We start from the raw sequence: 14672 nt of genomic DNA on the forward strand, positions 1-14672 counted from the left end.
AGGATCTGGGAATGGAGCGCGTACGTGATCTCTCTGAACTGCCGAAAGCCCATCTGCACCTGCACTTCACCGGCTCGATGCGGCCCTCGACCGTGCTGGAACTGGCCGACAAGTACGGCGTGCGCCTGCCCGAGGCGCTGTCCGAGGCCCTGACCAGCGGGGAGCCGCCGCAGCTGCGGGCCACGGACGAGCGCGGCTGGTTCCGCTTCCAGCGCCTGTACGACGCGGCGCGCTCGTGCCTCCGGGAGCCGGAGGACATCCGGCGGCTGGTGCGGGAGGCGGCGGAGGAGGACGTCCGGGACGGCTCCGGGTGGCTGGAGATCCAGGTCGACCCGACGTCGTACGCGCCGCGGCTGGGAGGTCTGATCCCGACGCTGGAGATCATCCTGGACGCGGTGGAGTCGGCGTCCCGGGAGACCGGCCTGGGCATGCGGGTGCTGGTGGCCGCGAACCGGATGAGGCATCCGCTGGACGCCCGCACGCTGGCCCGGCTGGCGGTGCGCTACGCCGACCGGGGCGTGGTGGGCTTCGGCCTGTCCAACGACGAGCGGCGGGGCATGGCGCGCGACTTCGACCGCGCCTTCCACATCGCCCGTGAGGGTGGTCTGCTGTCGGCGCCGCACGGCGGCGAGCTGACCGGCCCGGCGTCGGTGCGCGACTGCCTCGACGACCTGTACGCGAGCCGGATCGGGCACGGGGTGCGCGCCGCGGAGGACCCGCGGCTGCTGAGGCGGCTGGCCGAGCGCGGGGTCACCTGCGAGGTGTGCCCGGCGTCGAACGTCGCCCTCGGCGTCTACGAGAAGCCCGAGGACGTCCCCCTGCGCACCCTGTACGAGGCGGGCGTCCCGCTGGCGCTGGGCGCCGACGACCCGCTGCTGTTCGGCTCCCGGCTGGCGGACCAGTACGAGATCGCCCGCCGGCACCACGGCTTCACGGACGAGGAGCTGGCCGAGCTGGCCCGCCAGTCGGTACGGGGCTCGGCGGCCCCCGAGGACGTGCGGGCGAAGCTGCTGGCGGGTGTCGACGACTGGCTGGCCGGCTGACCCCGGCCGCTCAGGACGCGGCCATCGCGCCGATCACCATGGGCAGCGTGGCCTTGTCGAAGATGCCGCCGTACATGCCCTGCCCGACGATCTTGCCGTTGACCGCCATCGTGGGCGTGCCGGGGGCGCCGGACGCCTCGTAGGCGGCCTGGGAGGCGGTCACGAAGTCGCCGTGGCGCATGGTCCGCACCGCGGTGTCGAACGTCTCGCCGCGCAGGCCGTCCACCTGGGAAGCCACCTCCAGCAGGAACGCGTCGGTGTACCCGTCGACGCTCTCCTCGGGCTGGTGGGCGAAGAGCGCGTCGTGGTACTCGACGAACCGGCCCGCGTCGAGGGCGGCCCGCAGCGCGTTGGCGGCCTTCCTGGAGCCCTGGCCGCCGACCCGGTCGTCGAGGAACGAGGCCAGCGTGTACTCGGCCCGGACCTTCCCCGAGAGGATCAGCCCGCGCAGGCTCTCGCCGCCGCCCTGGGTCTCGAACTGCCCGCAGACCGGACACCGCATGTCCTCGTACACGTGCACGACGATGTCGGCCTTCGGGGAGCCGACGCGGATGGTCGTCCCGTCCGGCGCGACGGACTCCGCGATGTCCTGCACGCGCGCGTACGCCGGCGTGTCCGGCGTGCCGTCCTTCGTCGCGTCCGTGTCGGCGGACCCCTGCCCGCATCCCGCCACGACCACGCCCGCCAGCACCACGGCCACCGCGGCGGCCGTCCGGCGGCCCCGCCTTCCTCTGCCCCGCATGACTTCCTTCCCCCGGCCGTCCACCGGCTGTCCTCCGGCCGTCCTCCGGCCGTCCTCCGGCCGGAGAGACCTTAGACGATCTTCGGACGCGCGCTCCAGCCGTTTCCGCCCGGCTCCCTCCCGGGGCCCGCCACGGGTCAGAGGCTGACGCCCACCGTCACCGGTTCGTTGACCAGGGTGATCCCGAAGGCATCGCGGACCCCGGCGACGACCTCGCGGGCCAGCGCCAGCAGGTCGTCGGTGGTGGCCTCGCCCCGGTTGGTCAGCGCGAGGGTGTGCTTGGTGGAGATCCGGGCGGGCCCGCTGCCGTAGCCCTTGGTGAAGCCGGCCCGGTCGATCAGCCAGGCGGCGGACGTCTTGGTGTGGCCCGCCCCCGCCGGGTAGGCGGGCGGCTCGGCGTCCGCGCCCAGCCGCTCCTTCACGCGCGCGTGGAACACGGCGAAGTCGGCGTCGGTGAGGATCGGGTTGGTGAAGAAGGACCCGGCGGACCACGTGTCGTGGTCCTCGGGGTCGAGCACCATGCCCTTCCCGGAGCGCAGCTTGAGCACGGTCTCGCGCGCGTGGGCCAGCGCCACCCGCTCGCCCTGCCCGACGCCGAGCGCCCGGGCGGTCTCGGCGTACTTCACGGGCGCGGACAGCCCGCCCGCGTCCTCCAGCCGGAAGCGGACGCGCAGGACCACGTACCGCTCGGGGTCGTCCTTGAAGCGGCTGTGCCGGTAGGAGAAGGCGCACTCCTCGTTGCCGAGGGTGACCGTGGCGCCGGCGCGGCGGTCGTAGGCGACCACCTCGGTGAGGGTGGTGGCGACCTCCTGGCCGTACGCCCCCACGTTCTGGATCGGGGTGGCTCCGGCGGAACCGGGGATGCCGGCCAGGCACTCGATGCCGGCGAGCCCGGCCTCGACGGTGCGGGCGACGGCGTCGCTCCACACCTCGCCGGCGGCCAGTTCCAGCGTCGTGCCGCTCAGCTCGACACCGCGGGTCGCGATCCGCAGGGCGGTGCCGTCGAATCCCTTGTCGCCGATGACCAGGTTGGAGCCGCCGCCGATGACCAGCAGGGGGGTCCCGGTGGCGTCGGCCTCGCGCACGACGTCGATCACCTCGGCGTCGGTGGTGGCGGTCACCAGCCGGGTCGCGGGACCGCCCAGCCGGAAGGTGGTCAGCGGGGCGAGGGGGGCGTCGTGAAGTACCTGCACGGGGGCAAGCCTACGAGACCCCGCCGTCGGCCCCGCCCGGCCGCTCAGGCCAGCCGCACGACGGCGCGCGACATGCCGAGCACCTTCTGCCCGGCGCTCGTCGCGGTGAGGTCCACCCGTACGGTGTTGTCGTCGAGCTTGGCCGCGACCTTGCCGCTGACCTCGATGACGGCGCCCTGGTCGTCGTTGGGCACGACGACGGGCTTGGTGAAGCGCACCCCGTACTCGACGACCGCGCCCGGGTCCCCGGTCCAGTCGGTGACCACGCGGATCGCCTCGGCCATGGTGAACATGCCGTGCGCGATGACGTCCGGCAGTCCGACCTCCTTGGCGAACTTCTCGTTCCAGTGGATGGGGTTGAAGTCCCCGGAGGCGCCCGCGTACTGCACGAGTGTGGCGCGGGTCACGGGGAAGCGGCCGGCGGGCAGCTCGGTGCCGACCTCGACGTCGGCGTAAGCAATCTTCGCGGTCATGTCCGTCAGTCCTCCTCCGCCGCGCGGGCGACGAGCTTGGTCCAGGCGGTCACGACGTGCTCTCCGGCCTCGTCGTGGACCTCGCCGCGGACGTCCAGGATGTCGTTGCCCGCCATGGACTTCACGGCCTCGATGGTCGAGGTCACGGTGAGCCGGTCACCGGCGCGCACGGGCCGGGTGTAGGCGAACTTCTGGTCGCCGTGCACCACCCGGCTGTAGTCCAGCCCCAGCTGGGGGTCCTGGATGACCTGCTGCGCGGCCTTGAACGTGATGGCGAACACAAAGGTCGGCGGTGCGATCACGTCGGGGTGGCCGAATTCCTTCGCGGCCTGCGGGTCCGTGTAGACGGGGTTGGGGTCCGCCACCGCCTCGGCGAACTCACGGATCTTCTCCCGGCCCACCTCGTAGGGCTCGGTGGGCGGGTACGTCCGCCCCACGAAGGACTGGTCGAGCGCCATGGCCCGGCACCTCCTGGTGTCAGTTGCGGTTGACCGACGGGTGACCGATGGGTAGCAGCCGTCGAAACGACTTGAGGCCGCCCCCCGAAGGTGGGGGACGGCCTCAAGTGCGAGCCTGAATTATCGCGTTTCGCGGTGCGCGGTGTGCGCGTTGCAACGCGGGCAGTGCTTCTTCATCTCCAGTCGGTCCGGGTTGTTACGCCGGTTCTTCTTGGTGATGTAGTTCCGCTCCTTGCACTCCACGCAGGCCAGCGTGATCTTCGGGCGGACGTCGGTGGCAGCCACGTGAGTGCTCCTTGACGAACGGGTGGGATTGGTTCAACGCAAGAAAGAGTAGCCGATCGACGGACCGACCCGGCAATCGGCTACTGAGAGTAGCGGTGACCGGACTTGAACCGGTGACACAGCGATTATGAGCCGCTTGCTCTACCGACTGAGCTACACCGCTGCGGTGGGATCGGTTCCCGCCTCTCGACGGGAACCTCTCTCACCAGAGCCCCAAAACGGAATCGAACCGTTGACCTTCTCCTTACCATGGAGACGCTCTGCCGACTGAGCTATTGGGGCGAGCGATGAAGACATTACACGGTCCGTGGCCGTTCACCCAAATCCATTGGCCGCCGCCCACCGGGGCCCGTTTCCCGGCCGTCCCGACGCCCTCGTACACCGCCGCACGCCCCTGGCGGCCCGGCGGACCGCACCGGATCACCCCAGGCCGGCGGGGGACCCGCACCGGGCCGGACGGGACCCCACCGGACCACGGGGCCTCCCGCCGGACCACGCCGGTACGACTATTGCGCTCCTCCCCGACACGGCCGTGCGCCCGTCCTAGGCTCGACTCACTCTGCGTGATCTTGCCCCGAGCCCACCGCAACCCGAGCCACCGTCACCGCCGAGTCCTGCCGAGCCTCTGGAGCGCGATGCCCGACAGCCAGCCGCAGCCGTCCCCGCAGCCGTCCTCCCCGGGCCCCTCCGGGCGGCACGAGCAGACCACCCTGCTGCTGTGCGGGGCCCGGCTCACCGACGGCCGCACCGTGGACGTACGGCTGGGCGGCGGGCGCATCGAGGCGGTCGGCACCACCGGCAGCCTGACCCCGGGCCCGGCCCCCTCACCACCCCCCGGCCGCGCCGCCCCCGGCGCGCGCGTCACCCGCGTCGACCTCACCGGCTACCTCCTGCTGCCCGCCCCTGCCGAACCGCACGCCCACGCCGACACCGCCCTGTCCGCCGACACCGACGGCCCGGCGTCGCACGCCCCCGAGGACGTCCAGCGCCGCGCCACCGAGGCGGCCCTCCTCCAGCTCGGCCACGGCGCGACCGCGCTCCGCGCCCACGTACGCGTCGGCGACGTCCAGGGCCTGGGCGCCCTCGCCGCCGTCCTGCAGGCACGGCGCTCGCTGCGCGGCCTCACCGAACTGGCACCGGTCGCGATGCCCCGGCTGCTGACCGGCGCCGCCGGGGCGGAGGGACTGGCCGTGCTGCGGGACGCACTGAAGATGGGCGCCTCGGTGGTGGGCGGCTGCCCCGACCTCGACCCCGACCCCACCGGCTACGTGGAGGCCCTCCTGGACGTCGCCTCCGAGCACGGCTGCCCCGTCGACCTGCACACCGACGCCGCCGACCCGGCCCGCCTGGCCCGGCTCGCCGCGATGGCCGGCGGGCTGCGCCCCGGCGTCACCCTGAGCCCTTGCGGCGGCCTGGACCGCCTGCCCGCCGACACCGCCGCACGCACCGCCGACCAGCTCGCCGCGGCGGGCGTGTCGGTGGTGTGCCTGCCGCAGGGCGGCTGCGGGGGCGCACAGGACCGCTCGACGGCGCCCGTACGGCTGCTGCGCGCGGCCGGAGTGCGGGTCGCGGCCGGCAGCGGCGCCCTGCGCGACGTGTCCAACCCGGTGGGCCGCGGCGACCCGCTGGAGGCCGCCTACCTGCTGGCCTCCCGGCACGGACTGCGCCCCGAGGACGCCTACGACGCCGTCAGCGCGGCCGCGCGGTCCGTGCTGGGCCTGCCCGAGGTCCGCGTGGAGGCCGGCTTCCCGGCCGATCTGCTGGCGGTGCGCGGCGACCGCCTGGCCGGGGCGCTGTCCCTCGCGTACAGCAGGATCGTCATCCACCGGGGCCGGGTGGTGGCCCGCACCAGCGCCGTCCGGGAGTACTGCAACTCGGCGGCGGCAGCGGAGTTGGGGCTGCCGAGGCAGGGGCGTACGGAGCTGTCGTAGGGGCGCACGGGGTTGTCGCGGGGGGCGCTCGCACCGTTCGGGGGACGGCCCCCTCGATCGTGGGCGCCGTCGGCCCCGCGGGCGTACGGTCGAAGACATGCGCATTGTCATCGCTGGTGGTCATGGTCAGATCGCGCTGCGGCTGGAGCGGCTGCTCGCCGCGCGCGGGGAACAGGTCGCGGGCATCATCCGCAAGGCGGAACAGGGTGACGACCTGCGGGAGGCCGGCGCCGAACCGGTGCTGCTGGACCTGGAGTCGGCGTCGCTGGAAGAAGTGGCGGCGCATCTGCAGGGCGCGGACGCGGCGGTGTTCGCGGCGGGTGCCGGCCCGGGCAGCGGCGTGGCCCGCAAGGACACGGTTGACCGGGGGGCGGCGGTGCTGTTCGCCGACGCGTCGGTCCGCGCGGGCGTCCGCCGCTTCCTGGTCGTGTCGTCGATGGGCGCGGACCCCGCCCGGGCGGGCGACGAGGTCTTCGACGCCTACCTGCGCGCCAAGGGCGAGGCCGACGCCCATGTGCGGAGCCTGGACGCCCTGGACTGGACGATCCTGCGCCCCGGCGCGCTCACGGACGACCCGGGTACGGGGCTGGTGCGGCTGGAGGCCCACACCGGCCGGGGCCCGGTCCCCCGCGCCGACGTGGCCGCCGTCCTGGCCGAGTTGCTGGACACCCCGGCGACCGCGGGCCTGACCCTGGAACTCGTCGGCGGTTCGACCCCGGTGTCCGTGGCGGTCAAGTCGGTCGCGGGCAACTGATCCTGACCGGCGGTCAGAACAACGCCATCTGCCCGGGGATCTCGGGGACGACGTACCCGTCCAGGGACGGCTGCACCGCCCCGAGTCGGGCAGCGCGCCGGGACCCGGGGCAGGAGACCAGCGCGCCGCTCTCCCGCGCGCCGGGCGGATCGTGCCGAGCGAACCGCCCGGCGACGACGGCGATCTCACGACGGCACTCGGGGCAGGTTCTGCGACGGCTGGACATGGGGCCAGTGTGCCCCAGCGGGCCACGGACCTGTGAGGGAGATCACCGCCGGCAGGCAGTCGGCCGCTTTCACGCCGAAAGCCCCTCCGCGCTGCGTTTCCGCAGTTCGGAGGGGCTTTCGTCCCGTGTGGCGGCGCCAGGATTCGAACCTGGGAAGGCTGAGCCGGCAGATTTACAGTCTGCTCCCTTTGGCCGCTCGGGCACACCGCCGGGTTGTGCTGCACTTCGCGCCGCTCTTCGGCGGTGCTCCGTGGCAACGACGTAAACAATACCCGATGGGGAGGGGTGCTTCGCCACTCGGTTGATCACCGCCCGGCGGCAGCCGGGTGGCTAGGCTGGTCCGGATGCGGCCCGGGCCCCCGCGGGGCCCGGCGGCAGTCCCCGTGGACGCCGACACGCACCCGACACGCACCCCGATACAAGGAGCCACAGGACATGGCCGACTCCAGTTTCGACATTGTCTCGAAGGTCGAGCGGCAGGAGGTCGACAACGCCCTCAACCAGGCCGCCAAGGAGATCTCGCAGCGCTACGACTTCAAGGGCGTGGGCGCCTCGATCTCGTGGTCCGGCGAGAAGATCCTCATGGAGGCGAACTCCGAGGACCGGGTGACGGCTGTCCTCGACGTCTTCCAGTCCAAGCTGATCAAGCGCGGTATCTCCCTGAAGGCCCTGGACGCGGGCGAGCCCCAGCTCTCCGGCAAGGAGTACAAGATCTTCGCGTCGATCCAGGAGGGCATCTCCCAGGAGAACGCCAAGAAGGTCGCGAAGCTCATCCGCGACGAGGGCCCCAAGGGCGTGAAGGCGCAGGTCCAGGGTGACGAGCTGCGCGTCAGCTCCAAGAGCCGCGACGACCTGCAGGCGGTCATCGCGCTGCTGAAGGGTCAGGACTTCGACTTCGCGCTGCAGTTCGTGAACTACCGGTAGCGGTCGGCGGCGCGAGGGGCGGCGCACAGAGTGTCCGCCCCTCCATCCGGCCCCCGTGTCCGCCGTGGTGTCCGGCCGTGGTGTCCGCCGGTCAGTCGCGGGAGTTGCCGAACAGGACCCGGTATCCGATCAGCAGCACCAAGGACCCGCCGATCGCGGCGAGCCAGGTGGGGCCGTCGAAGAAGTCCTTGCTGATCGGGTGGTCCAGCCAGCGGGCCGAGATCCAGCCGCCGACGAACGCACCGGCGACGCCGATGAGAGTGGTGCCGACGAGCCCTCCGGGGTCCCGGCCCGGCAGCAGGATCTTGGCGATGACGCCGGCCAGCAGTCCGAGGACGATCCACGCGATGATTCCCATGCCGTGAACCTACCTTTCCGCGTCACACGCCTGACACACTCGTTCGTTCTCCGTTGCCGGGAACGACGGGCGCACGGGGGCCGCCGGTTCCCGGGCTGAGTAGGGTGCGGCGCATGACACAGTCCGGCCCCACCGCCGAACTCCGGCGCACCCTGGGCGTTCCCGACGCCGTCGTCATCGGTCTCGGTTCGATGATCGGCGCCGGCATCTTCGCCGCGCTGGCGCCCGCTGCGCGGGCGGCCGGTTCCGGACTGCTGCTCGGCCTCGCCGTCGCGGCGGTCGTGGCCTACTGCAACGCCATGTCCTCGGCCCGGCTGGCCGCCGTCTACCCGGCCTCAGGCGGCACTTACGTCTACGGCCGCGAGCGGCTCGGCGCGTTCTGGGGCTACCTCGCGGGCTGGTCGTTCGTGGTCGGAAAGACCGCCTCCTGCGCGGCGATGGCGCTGACCGTGGGGTCGTACGTCTGGCCGGATCAGGCGCACGCCGTGGCGGTCGTCGCCGTGGTGGCGCTGACGGCGGTGAACTACGGCGGCGTCCAGAAGTCCGCCTGGCTGACGCGGGCGATCGTCGCCGTGGTGCTGGCCGTCCTCGCGGCCGTCGTGGTGGTGTGCCTGGGTTCCGGGGAGTCCGACGCCGGGCGGCTGGACATCGGGGCCTCCGAAGGCGCGGGGGGCGTGCTGCAAGCGGCCGGACTGCTGTTCTTCGCCTTCGCCGGCTACGCCCGGATCGCCACCCTCGGCGAGGAGGTGCGGGATCCGGCGCGCACCATCCCGCGGGCTGTGCCGCTGGCTCTGGGCATCGCACTGGCCGTGTACGTGTGCGTGGCGGTCGCGGTGCTGTCGGTGCTGGGTGCCGGGGCGCTCGGGGACGCGACGGCGCCGCTGGCGGACGCGGTGCGCGCGGCCGGTGCGCCGGGTCTGGCGCCGGTGGTGCGGGCGGGGGCCGCGGTGGCGGCGCTGGGCTCGCTGCTCGCGCTGATCCTCGGCGTCTCCCGGACGACGCTCGCCATGGCACGGGACCGGCATCTGCCGGCCGCCCTGGCCGCCGTGCACCCGCGTTTCCGGGTGCCGCACCGGGCGGAACTGGCCGTGGGCGCGGTGGTAGCCGTCCTCGCGGCCACGGTGGATGTGCGGGGTGCGATCGGCTTCTCCTCCTTCGGGGTGCTGGCGTACTACGCGGTCGCCAACGCGTCGGCCTGGACGCTGGACCCGGCCGCGCGAGCGCGTGCCCTGCCCGCCCTGGGTCTGGTCGGCTGCGTGGTCCTGGCGTTCGCACTGCCGGCGGCGTCGGTGGGCGCGGGAGCGGCGGTGCTCGCGGTGGGGGTGACCGCGTACGGGGTGCGCCGGTGGGCGGCGGCCCGCGGGTAGGCGGCGCCGGTGAGGGTGGGCCGGTGCCGGCGCGCCGGTGAGGGTGAGCCGGTGTGTCGCGCCGGTGAGGGTGGTGGGGGCGCCCCCGTGAAGGAGCGGTGCCGGGAGTTCGGCGAGCGGTGCAGGCAAGGGGACGCCCGGCGCGGGCCAGGGTGTCTGTGAGGCGGGACCGGGCAGGGTGGTCCAGCCCCAGGGGCGGGTGGTGCGGGCCCTGCCCCCCCTTGCCGGCAACTGCTCGGTCTCGGTCATGGGTTCATGATGCGCGGCGCCACTGACAAGCGGGCCGGCCTGTGGACGGCCGGCAACCTGTGGACAACTCGGTCACCCGGCCGGGGGTCAGCGGGCCGCGAACGGCTCGTCGGTGCGGACGATGTCGCGGCCCAGCGGGAGCAGCGAGATCGGGATCATCTTGAAGTTGGCGATGCCGAAAGGGATTCCGATGATCGTGACGCACAGCAGGAGCCCGGTGACGATGTGGCCGAGCGCCAGCCACCAGCCGGCGAGGATCAGCCAGAGCACGTTGCCGATGCAGGAGGGTGCTCCGGCGTCTCTTCGTTCGACCGTGGTGTATCCGAACGGCCAGAGGGCGTAGACGCCTATACGAAAGGCGGCGATCCCGAAGGGGATGCCGATGATCGTGATGCAGAGCAGCAGTCCGGCGGCCACGTAGCCGAGGAACAGCCAGAAGCCGCTCAGGATGAGCCATATGACGTTCAGGAGGGTCTTCACTGGCGGTGACCTGCCATCTTCTCCAGGCGGGCGATGCGCTCCGCCATGGGCGGGTGGGTGGAGAACATCTTGGAGAGCCCCTGGCCCGGGCGGAACGGGTTCGCGATCATCATGTGGCTCGCGGACTCGATGCGCGGCTCGGGCGGCAGCGGCAGTTGCTTGGTGCCCGTCTCCAGTTTGCGCAGGGCGCTCGCCAGGGCCAGCGGGTCACCGGTCAGCCGGGCGCCGGAGGCGTCGGCCTCGTACTCGCGGGAGCGGCTGATGGCGAGTTGGATGAGGCCGGCCGCGAGGGGCCCCAGGATCATGATCAGGAGCATGCCGAGCAGGCCGGGGCCGTCGTCGTCGTCGGAGCGGCCGACGGGGATCAGCCAGGCGAAGTTGACCAGGAACATGATCACTGAGGCGAGGGCGCCGGCGACCGAGGAGATGAGGATGTCGCGGTTGTAGACATGGCTGAGTTCGTGGCCGATGACGCCGCGCAGTTCCCGCTCGTCGAGGAGGCGCAGGATTCCCTCGGTGCAGCACACGGCGGCGTTGCGGGGGTTGCGGCCGGTGGCGAAGGCGTTGGGCGCCTCGGTCGGCGAGATGTAGAGGCGGGGCATGGGCTGGCGGGCCTGGGTGGAGAGTTCGCGGACCATGCGGTAGAGGCCGGGTGCCTCGAACTCGCTGACGGGGCGGGCGCGCATCGCGCGTAGCGCCAGCTTGTCGCTGTTCCAGTAGGCGTAGGCGTTGGTGCCGAGGGCGACCAGGACGGCGATGATCAGGCCCGTGCGGCCGAAGAGGCTGCCGATGACGATGATGAGGGCGGACAGTGCCCCGAGGAGTACTGCGGTCCTGAGCCCGTTGTGCCGGCGGTGCACGGTACGCCCTCCAAGTCGTGCGGCAGGGGAACCCTCGCTTGCTGATCTCCGGTCCAGCCGGTGTCTTCTCCAGTGGACCCTCCCGTCTTGGTCAACGCCAGGCGGGATGCGGTGGTTCCCCGGTGGGCGCGGCACGGTGGGTGCGCCGTACGGGTGATGGCCCGCACGGCCGGGGGGGGGAGGCGAGCGCTGGACCGGGGTGGCGAGTGCCGGACGGGGCGGCGGAGGTCCCGTCAGAACAGTGCGGTGTCGGTGAAGCGCAGGATCAGCTGGGGTGCTCCGGAGAGGGCGACACCGATGACGCCGGTGACGGCGAGGGCGGCGGTCAGCGGTACGGGAACGCGGTGTCCGGCGGGCTCGCCCTCGGGGGCGCGGAACAGCAGGGCCGTCCACCGCAGGTAGTAGACCAGCGCGATCACCACGTTGACGGCCATGACGACGGCCAGCCAGCCGAGGCCCGCGTCGACGGCGGCGGAGAAGACGGTGACCTTGGCGAACAGGCCGATCACGCCGGGCGGCAGTCCGGCCAGGCAGAGCAGGAAGAAGGCCAGCAGGAGTGCGGCCAGGGGGTTGGTGGCGTACAGGCCGCGGTAGTCGCCGACGCGGTTGGCGGTGCGGGTGCGGCCGACCAGGGCGGCCACCGTGAACGCGCCGAGGTTCACGGCCCCGTACATCAGGGCGTAGGCGAGAGTGGAGCCGATGGCCTGCTCGGGGTCGTCGCCGTAGGCGGCCGCGGCGATCGGGACGAGGAGGTAGCCGGCCTGGCCGACGGAGGACCAGGCGAGCAGGCGGACCGCGCTGTACGCGCGCGTGCCGCTCTGGCGCAGGGCGCCGGCGTTGCCGACGGTCATGGTGAGTGCGGCGAGCGCGGCGAGCGCGGGGCCCCAGACGTCGGCGTACGACGGGAAGCCGATCACGGTGACGAGGATCAGGCCGCTGAAGCCGACGGCCTTGCCGACGACGGACAGGTAGGCGGCGACGGGCAGGGGCGCGCCGACGTAGGTGTCGGGCACCCAGAAGTGGAAGGGGACGGCGGCCGTCTTGAAGGCGAAGCCGACGAGGGTGAGGGCGACGCCGGCCTGGGCGAGGGTGTGGAGTTGTCCGTCGACGTGCTGGATGCGTTCGGCGACCCGGGTGAGGTGGAGGGTGCCGGTCGTGGCGTAGACGAAGCTGATGCCGAGGAGGCTGACGGCGGTCGCGGTGACGGAGGACAGGAAGAACTTCAGGGCCGCCTCGGAGGACCGTCGGTCGCCGTGGCGCAGGCCGACGAGGGCGAAGGCGGGCAGGGAGGCGACCTCCAGGGCGACGACGAGGGTGGCGAGGTCGCGGGAGGCGGGCAGCAGGGCGGCGCCGGCGGCGGAGGACAGCAGCAGGAACCAGAACTCCCCTTCGGGGAGTCGTCCGCGGGCGTCCTTCAGGGCGGTCACGGACAGCAGGGCGGCCAGCAGGGCGCCGCCGAGCACCAGGAACTGGATGACGAGGGTGAACCGGTCGGCGGTGTAGCTGCACACGCGCGGGTCGTCGACGAGGCAGAAGGTGGAGCGGTCGCCGTCCAGGAGGGGCAGCAGCAGGGCCGTGGCGATGGCGAGGCCGGCGACGGAGAGCCAGCCGAGGACGGGCTTCCTCGCCGTGGGCACGAACAGGTCGGCGACCAGGACGGCCAGGGCGGCGACCGCGGCCATGGTGGGTGGGGCGACGGCGAGCCAGTCGACGGACTGCACCAGGTTCTGGGCCGGTGGCTGGGCCAGGGCGCTCATCGGTTGCCTCCTGCGAGGAGCTGCTGCACGGCCGGGTCGGTCAGGCCGAGGAGGGTCTTGGGCCACAGGCCGGCGACGACGGTGAGGGCGACGAGCGGGGTCCAGGCCGCGAACTCGTACGTCGTTACGTCGGCGAGCTTCGGGGCGTCCTGCGGTACCGCGCCCATGCAGACCCGGCGGACGACGACCAGCAGGTACGCGGCGGTGAGCAGGGTGCCGAACGCGCCGATCGCGGTGAAGGTGAGGTAGGCGGGACGGCTGAGGTCGTCGGCGGGCCGGAACGCGCCGAACAGGGCCAGCATCTCGCCCCAGAACCCGGCGAGTCCGGGCAGGCCGAGGGAGGCGACCGCGGCGAACGCGAGGAGTCCGCCGAGCCGGGGCGCCTTGCCGTACAGGCCGGCTCCGGTGGCCTGGGCGAGGGTGTCGAGGTCGGTGGTGCCGGTGCGGTCCTTCAGGGCGCCGACCAGGAAGAAGAGCAGGCCGGTGATGAGGCCGTGGGCGACGTTGGCGAACAGGGCGCCGTTGACGCCGGTCGGGGACATGGTGGCGATACCGAGGAGGACGAAGCCCATGTGGCCGACGGAGGAGTAGGCGATGAGCCGTTTCAGGTCGCCCTTCGCACCCCGCTTGGCGAGGGCCAGGCAGGCGAGCGATCCGTAGACGATCCCGACGACGGCGAAGGCGGCGAGGTACGGGGCGAAGGTCCGGAAGCCGTCGGGCGCGATCGGCAGGAGGATCCGGACGAACCCGTACGTACCCATCTTGAGCAGGACGCCCGCGAGCAGGACCGAGCCGACGGTCGGGGCGGCGGTGTGGGCGTCCGGGAGCCAGCTGTGCAGCGGCCACATCGGGGTCTTCACCGCGAGCCCGATCCCGATCGCCAGTACGGCGACGACCTGCACGGACATGGTCAGCGACCGGCCGTTGTCAGTGGCGAGTGCCACCATGTCGAATGTGCCCGCCCGCAGGCCGATCAGCAGCAGGCCGAGCAGCATGACCACCGAGCCGAGCAGTGTGTAGAGGATGAACCGCCAGGCGGCCTGGGCCCTGCCCTCGCCGCCCCAGCGGGCGATGAGGAAGTACATCGGGATCAGGACCGTCTCGAAGGCGAGGAAGAACAGGAGCAGGTCGAGGACGGCGAAGGTGGCGAGGGTGCCGGACTCCAGGACGAGGACCAGGGCGACGAAGGCCTTCGGGGCCGGGCCCGCCGGGGGCTTGAAGTACGAGTAGAGCGCGCACAGGAACGTCAGCAGCGCGGTCAGGACCAGCAGGGGGAGGGAGACGCCGTCGATGCCGAGGTGGATGCGCACGTCGAGTGCGGGGATCCAGCTGATGTCGGTACTGGCCTGCATCCTCGACGGGTGGTCGTGGTCGAAGCCGAGCGCCAGGACGATCGCGGCTGCGAGGACGGCGCCCGTGACGGTGACGCCGTGCCGCAGCACGGCCTGGTCCGGGGACTTCCCCTTCAGCCCGGGCGGGGCGGGCAGCAGAGCGGCGGCGGCGCCCAGGAGCGGGCCGACGACGACGAACGCGAGAAGGAACTGCATCACGGACTCGTTGATATCGATCACG

The 14672-nt window shown here is 72.6% G+C and carries 16 protein-coding genes and 3 tRNA genes; 5 read left to right on the top strand and 14 right to left on the bottom strand.

The annotated features are described in order from the left end of the window. Positions 1-11: 11 nt before the first annotated feature. A complete protein-coding gene (locus AC3ET3_RS03330) occupies positions 12-1043 on the top strand; it encodes an adenosine deaminase (RefSeq protein ID WP_432134237.1) in 1032 nt (343 codons plus the stop codon). Positions 1044-1053: 10 nt separating this feature from the next. Here AC3ET3_RS03330 and AC3ET3_RS03335 read toward each other — a convergent pair whose 3' ends face one another. From AC3ET3_RS03335 to AC3ET3_RS03365, 7 genes are all read right to left on the bottom strand, one after another. Continuing rightward, the gene (locus AC3ET3_RS03335) at positions 1054-1785 is read right to left on the bottom strand and encodes a DsbA family protein (RefSeq protein ID WP_432134238.1); all 732 of its coding nucleotides are present in this window, start codon (positions 1783-1785) and stop codon (positions 1054-1056) included. Positions 1786-1922: 137 nt separating this feature from the next. Continuing rightward, positions 1923-2978, bottom strand: coding sequence for a UDP-N-acetylmuramate dehydrogenase (locus tag AC3ET3_RS03340; RefSeq protein ID WP_432134239.1), 1056 nt, complete (start codon positions 2976-2978; stop codon positions 1923-1925). 44 nt (positions 2979-3022) lie between these two features. Then, positions 3023-3451 (bottom strand): MaoC family dehydratase, encoded by a 429-nt coding sequence (locus tag AC3ET3_RS03345; protein ID WP_432134240.1) that lies wholly within the window; start codon positions 3449-3451, stop codon positions 3023-3025. Between the two features lie 5 nt (positions 3452-3456). Further along, positions 3457-3909: an FAS1-like dehydratase domain-containing protein gene (locus AC3ET3_RS03350; protein WP_432134241.1), complete on the bottom strand. Its 453-nt coding sequence runs from the start codon at positions 3907-3909 to the stop codon at positions 3457-3459. A 120-nt stretch (positions 3910-4029) separates the two neighbouring features. Beyond that, positions 4030-4194: a 50S ribosomal protein L33 gene (gene rpmG / locus AC3ET3_RS03355; RefSeq protein ID WP_003948671.1), complete on the bottom strand. Its 165-nt coding sequence runs from the start codon at positions 4192-4194 to the stop codon at positions 4030-4032. Between the two features lie 90 nt (positions 4195-4284). Continuing rightward, a tRNA-Met gene (locus AC3ET3_RS03360) sits at positions 4285-4357 on the bottom strand. Positions 4358-4403: 46 nt separating this feature from the next. After that, a tRNA-Thr gene (locus tag AC3ET3_RS03365) sits at positions 4404-4476 on the bottom strand. Positions 4477-4829: 353 nt separating this feature from the next. On the opposite strand from AC3ET3_RS03365, the gene AC3ET3_RS03370 reads away from it, so the two are divergent. Next, on the top strand, positions 4830-6125 hold the full coding sequence (locus AC3ET3_RS03370; RefSeq protein WP_432134242.1) for an amidohydrolase family protein: 1296 nt from the start codon (positions 4830-4832) through the stop codon (positions 6123-6125). A gap of 97 nt (positions 6126-6222) precedes the next feature. Next, entirely contained in the window at positions 6223-6879 is a 657-nt protein-coding gene (locus AC3ET3_RS03375; protein WP_432134243.1) for an SDR family oxidoreductase, read from the top strand. A gap of 13 nt (positions 6880-6892) precedes the next feature. On the opposite strand, the gene AC3ET3_RS03380 is transcribed toward AC3ET3_RS03375, so the two are convergent. Next, a complete protein-coding gene (locus AC3ET3_RS03380; RefSeq protein ID WP_432134244.1) occupies positions 6893-7105 on the bottom strand; it encodes a hypothetical protein in 213 nt (70 codons plus the stop codon). A gap of 128 nt (positions 7106-7233) precedes the next feature. Then, a tRNA-Tyr gene (locus AC3ET3_RS03385) sits at positions 7234-7315 on the bottom strand. A gap of 225 nt (positions 7316-7540) precedes the next feature. On the opposite strand from AC3ET3_RS03385, the gene AC3ET3_RS03390 reads away from it, so the two are divergent. Continuing rightward, on the top strand, positions 7541-8029 hold the full coding sequence (locus tag AC3ET3_RS03390) for a YajQ family cyclic di-GMP-binding protein (RefSeq protein WP_435611588.1): 489 nt from the start codon (positions 7541-7543) through the stop codon (positions 8027-8029). 91 nt (positions 8030-8120) lie between these two features. Here AC3ET3_RS03390 and AC3ET3_RS03395 read toward each other — a convergent pair whose 3' ends face one another. Further along, a complete protein-coding gene (locus AC3ET3_RS03395; RefSeq protein WP_432134266.1) occupies positions 8121-8387 on the bottom strand; it encodes a GlsB/YeaQ/YmgE family stress response membrane protein in 267 nt (88 codons plus the stop codon). Positions 8388-8500: 113 nt separating this feature from the next. Between AC3ET3_RS03395 and AC3ET3_RS03400 the strand changes: the two genes are divergently transcribed. Further along, complete coding sequence (locus AC3ET3_RS03400) at positions 8501-9754, top strand: APC family permease (protein ID WP_435611589.1); 1254 nt, start codon at positions 8501-8503, stop codon at positions 9752-9754. 336 nt (positions 9755-10090) lie between these two features. On the opposite strand, the gene AC3ET3_RS03405 is transcribed toward AC3ET3_RS03400, so the two are convergent. From AC3ET3_RS03405 to AC3ET3_RS03420, 4 genes are all read right to left on the bottom strand, one after another. Then, complete coding sequence (locus AC3ET3_RS03405) at positions 10091-10483, bottom strand: YccF domain-containing protein (protein ID WP_432134268.1); 393 nt, start codon at positions 10481-10483, stop codon at positions 10091-10093. Further along, positions 10480-11343: a zinc metalloprotease HtpX gene (gene htpX, locus AC3ET3_RS03410; protein WP_432134269.1), complete on the bottom strand. Its 864-nt coding sequence runs from the start codon at positions 11341-11343 to the stop codon at positions 10480-10482. The genes AC3ET3_RS03405 and htpX overlap by 4 nt, the downstream gene beginning before the upstream one ends. 233 nt (positions 11344-11576) lie before the next feature. Beyond that, positions 11577-13100, bottom strand: coding sequence for an NADH-quinone oxidoreductase subunit N (locus tag AC3ET3_RS03415; RefSeq protein ID WP_432134270.1), 1524 nt, complete (start codon positions 13098-13100; stop codon positions 11577-11579). Continuing rightward, positions 13097-14671, bottom strand: a complete 1575-nt coding sequence (locus AC3ET3_RS03420) for a complex I subunit 4 family protein (RefSeq protein ID WP_435611590.1) — start codon at positions 14669-14671, stop codon at positions 13097-13099. The genes AC3ET3_RS03415 and AC3ET3_RS03420 overlap by 4 nt, the downstream gene beginning before the upstream one ends. Between the last annotated feature and the right edge of the window lies 1 nt (position 14672).

It is taken from the genome of Streptomyces sp. bgisy159 (assembly GCF_057707805.1).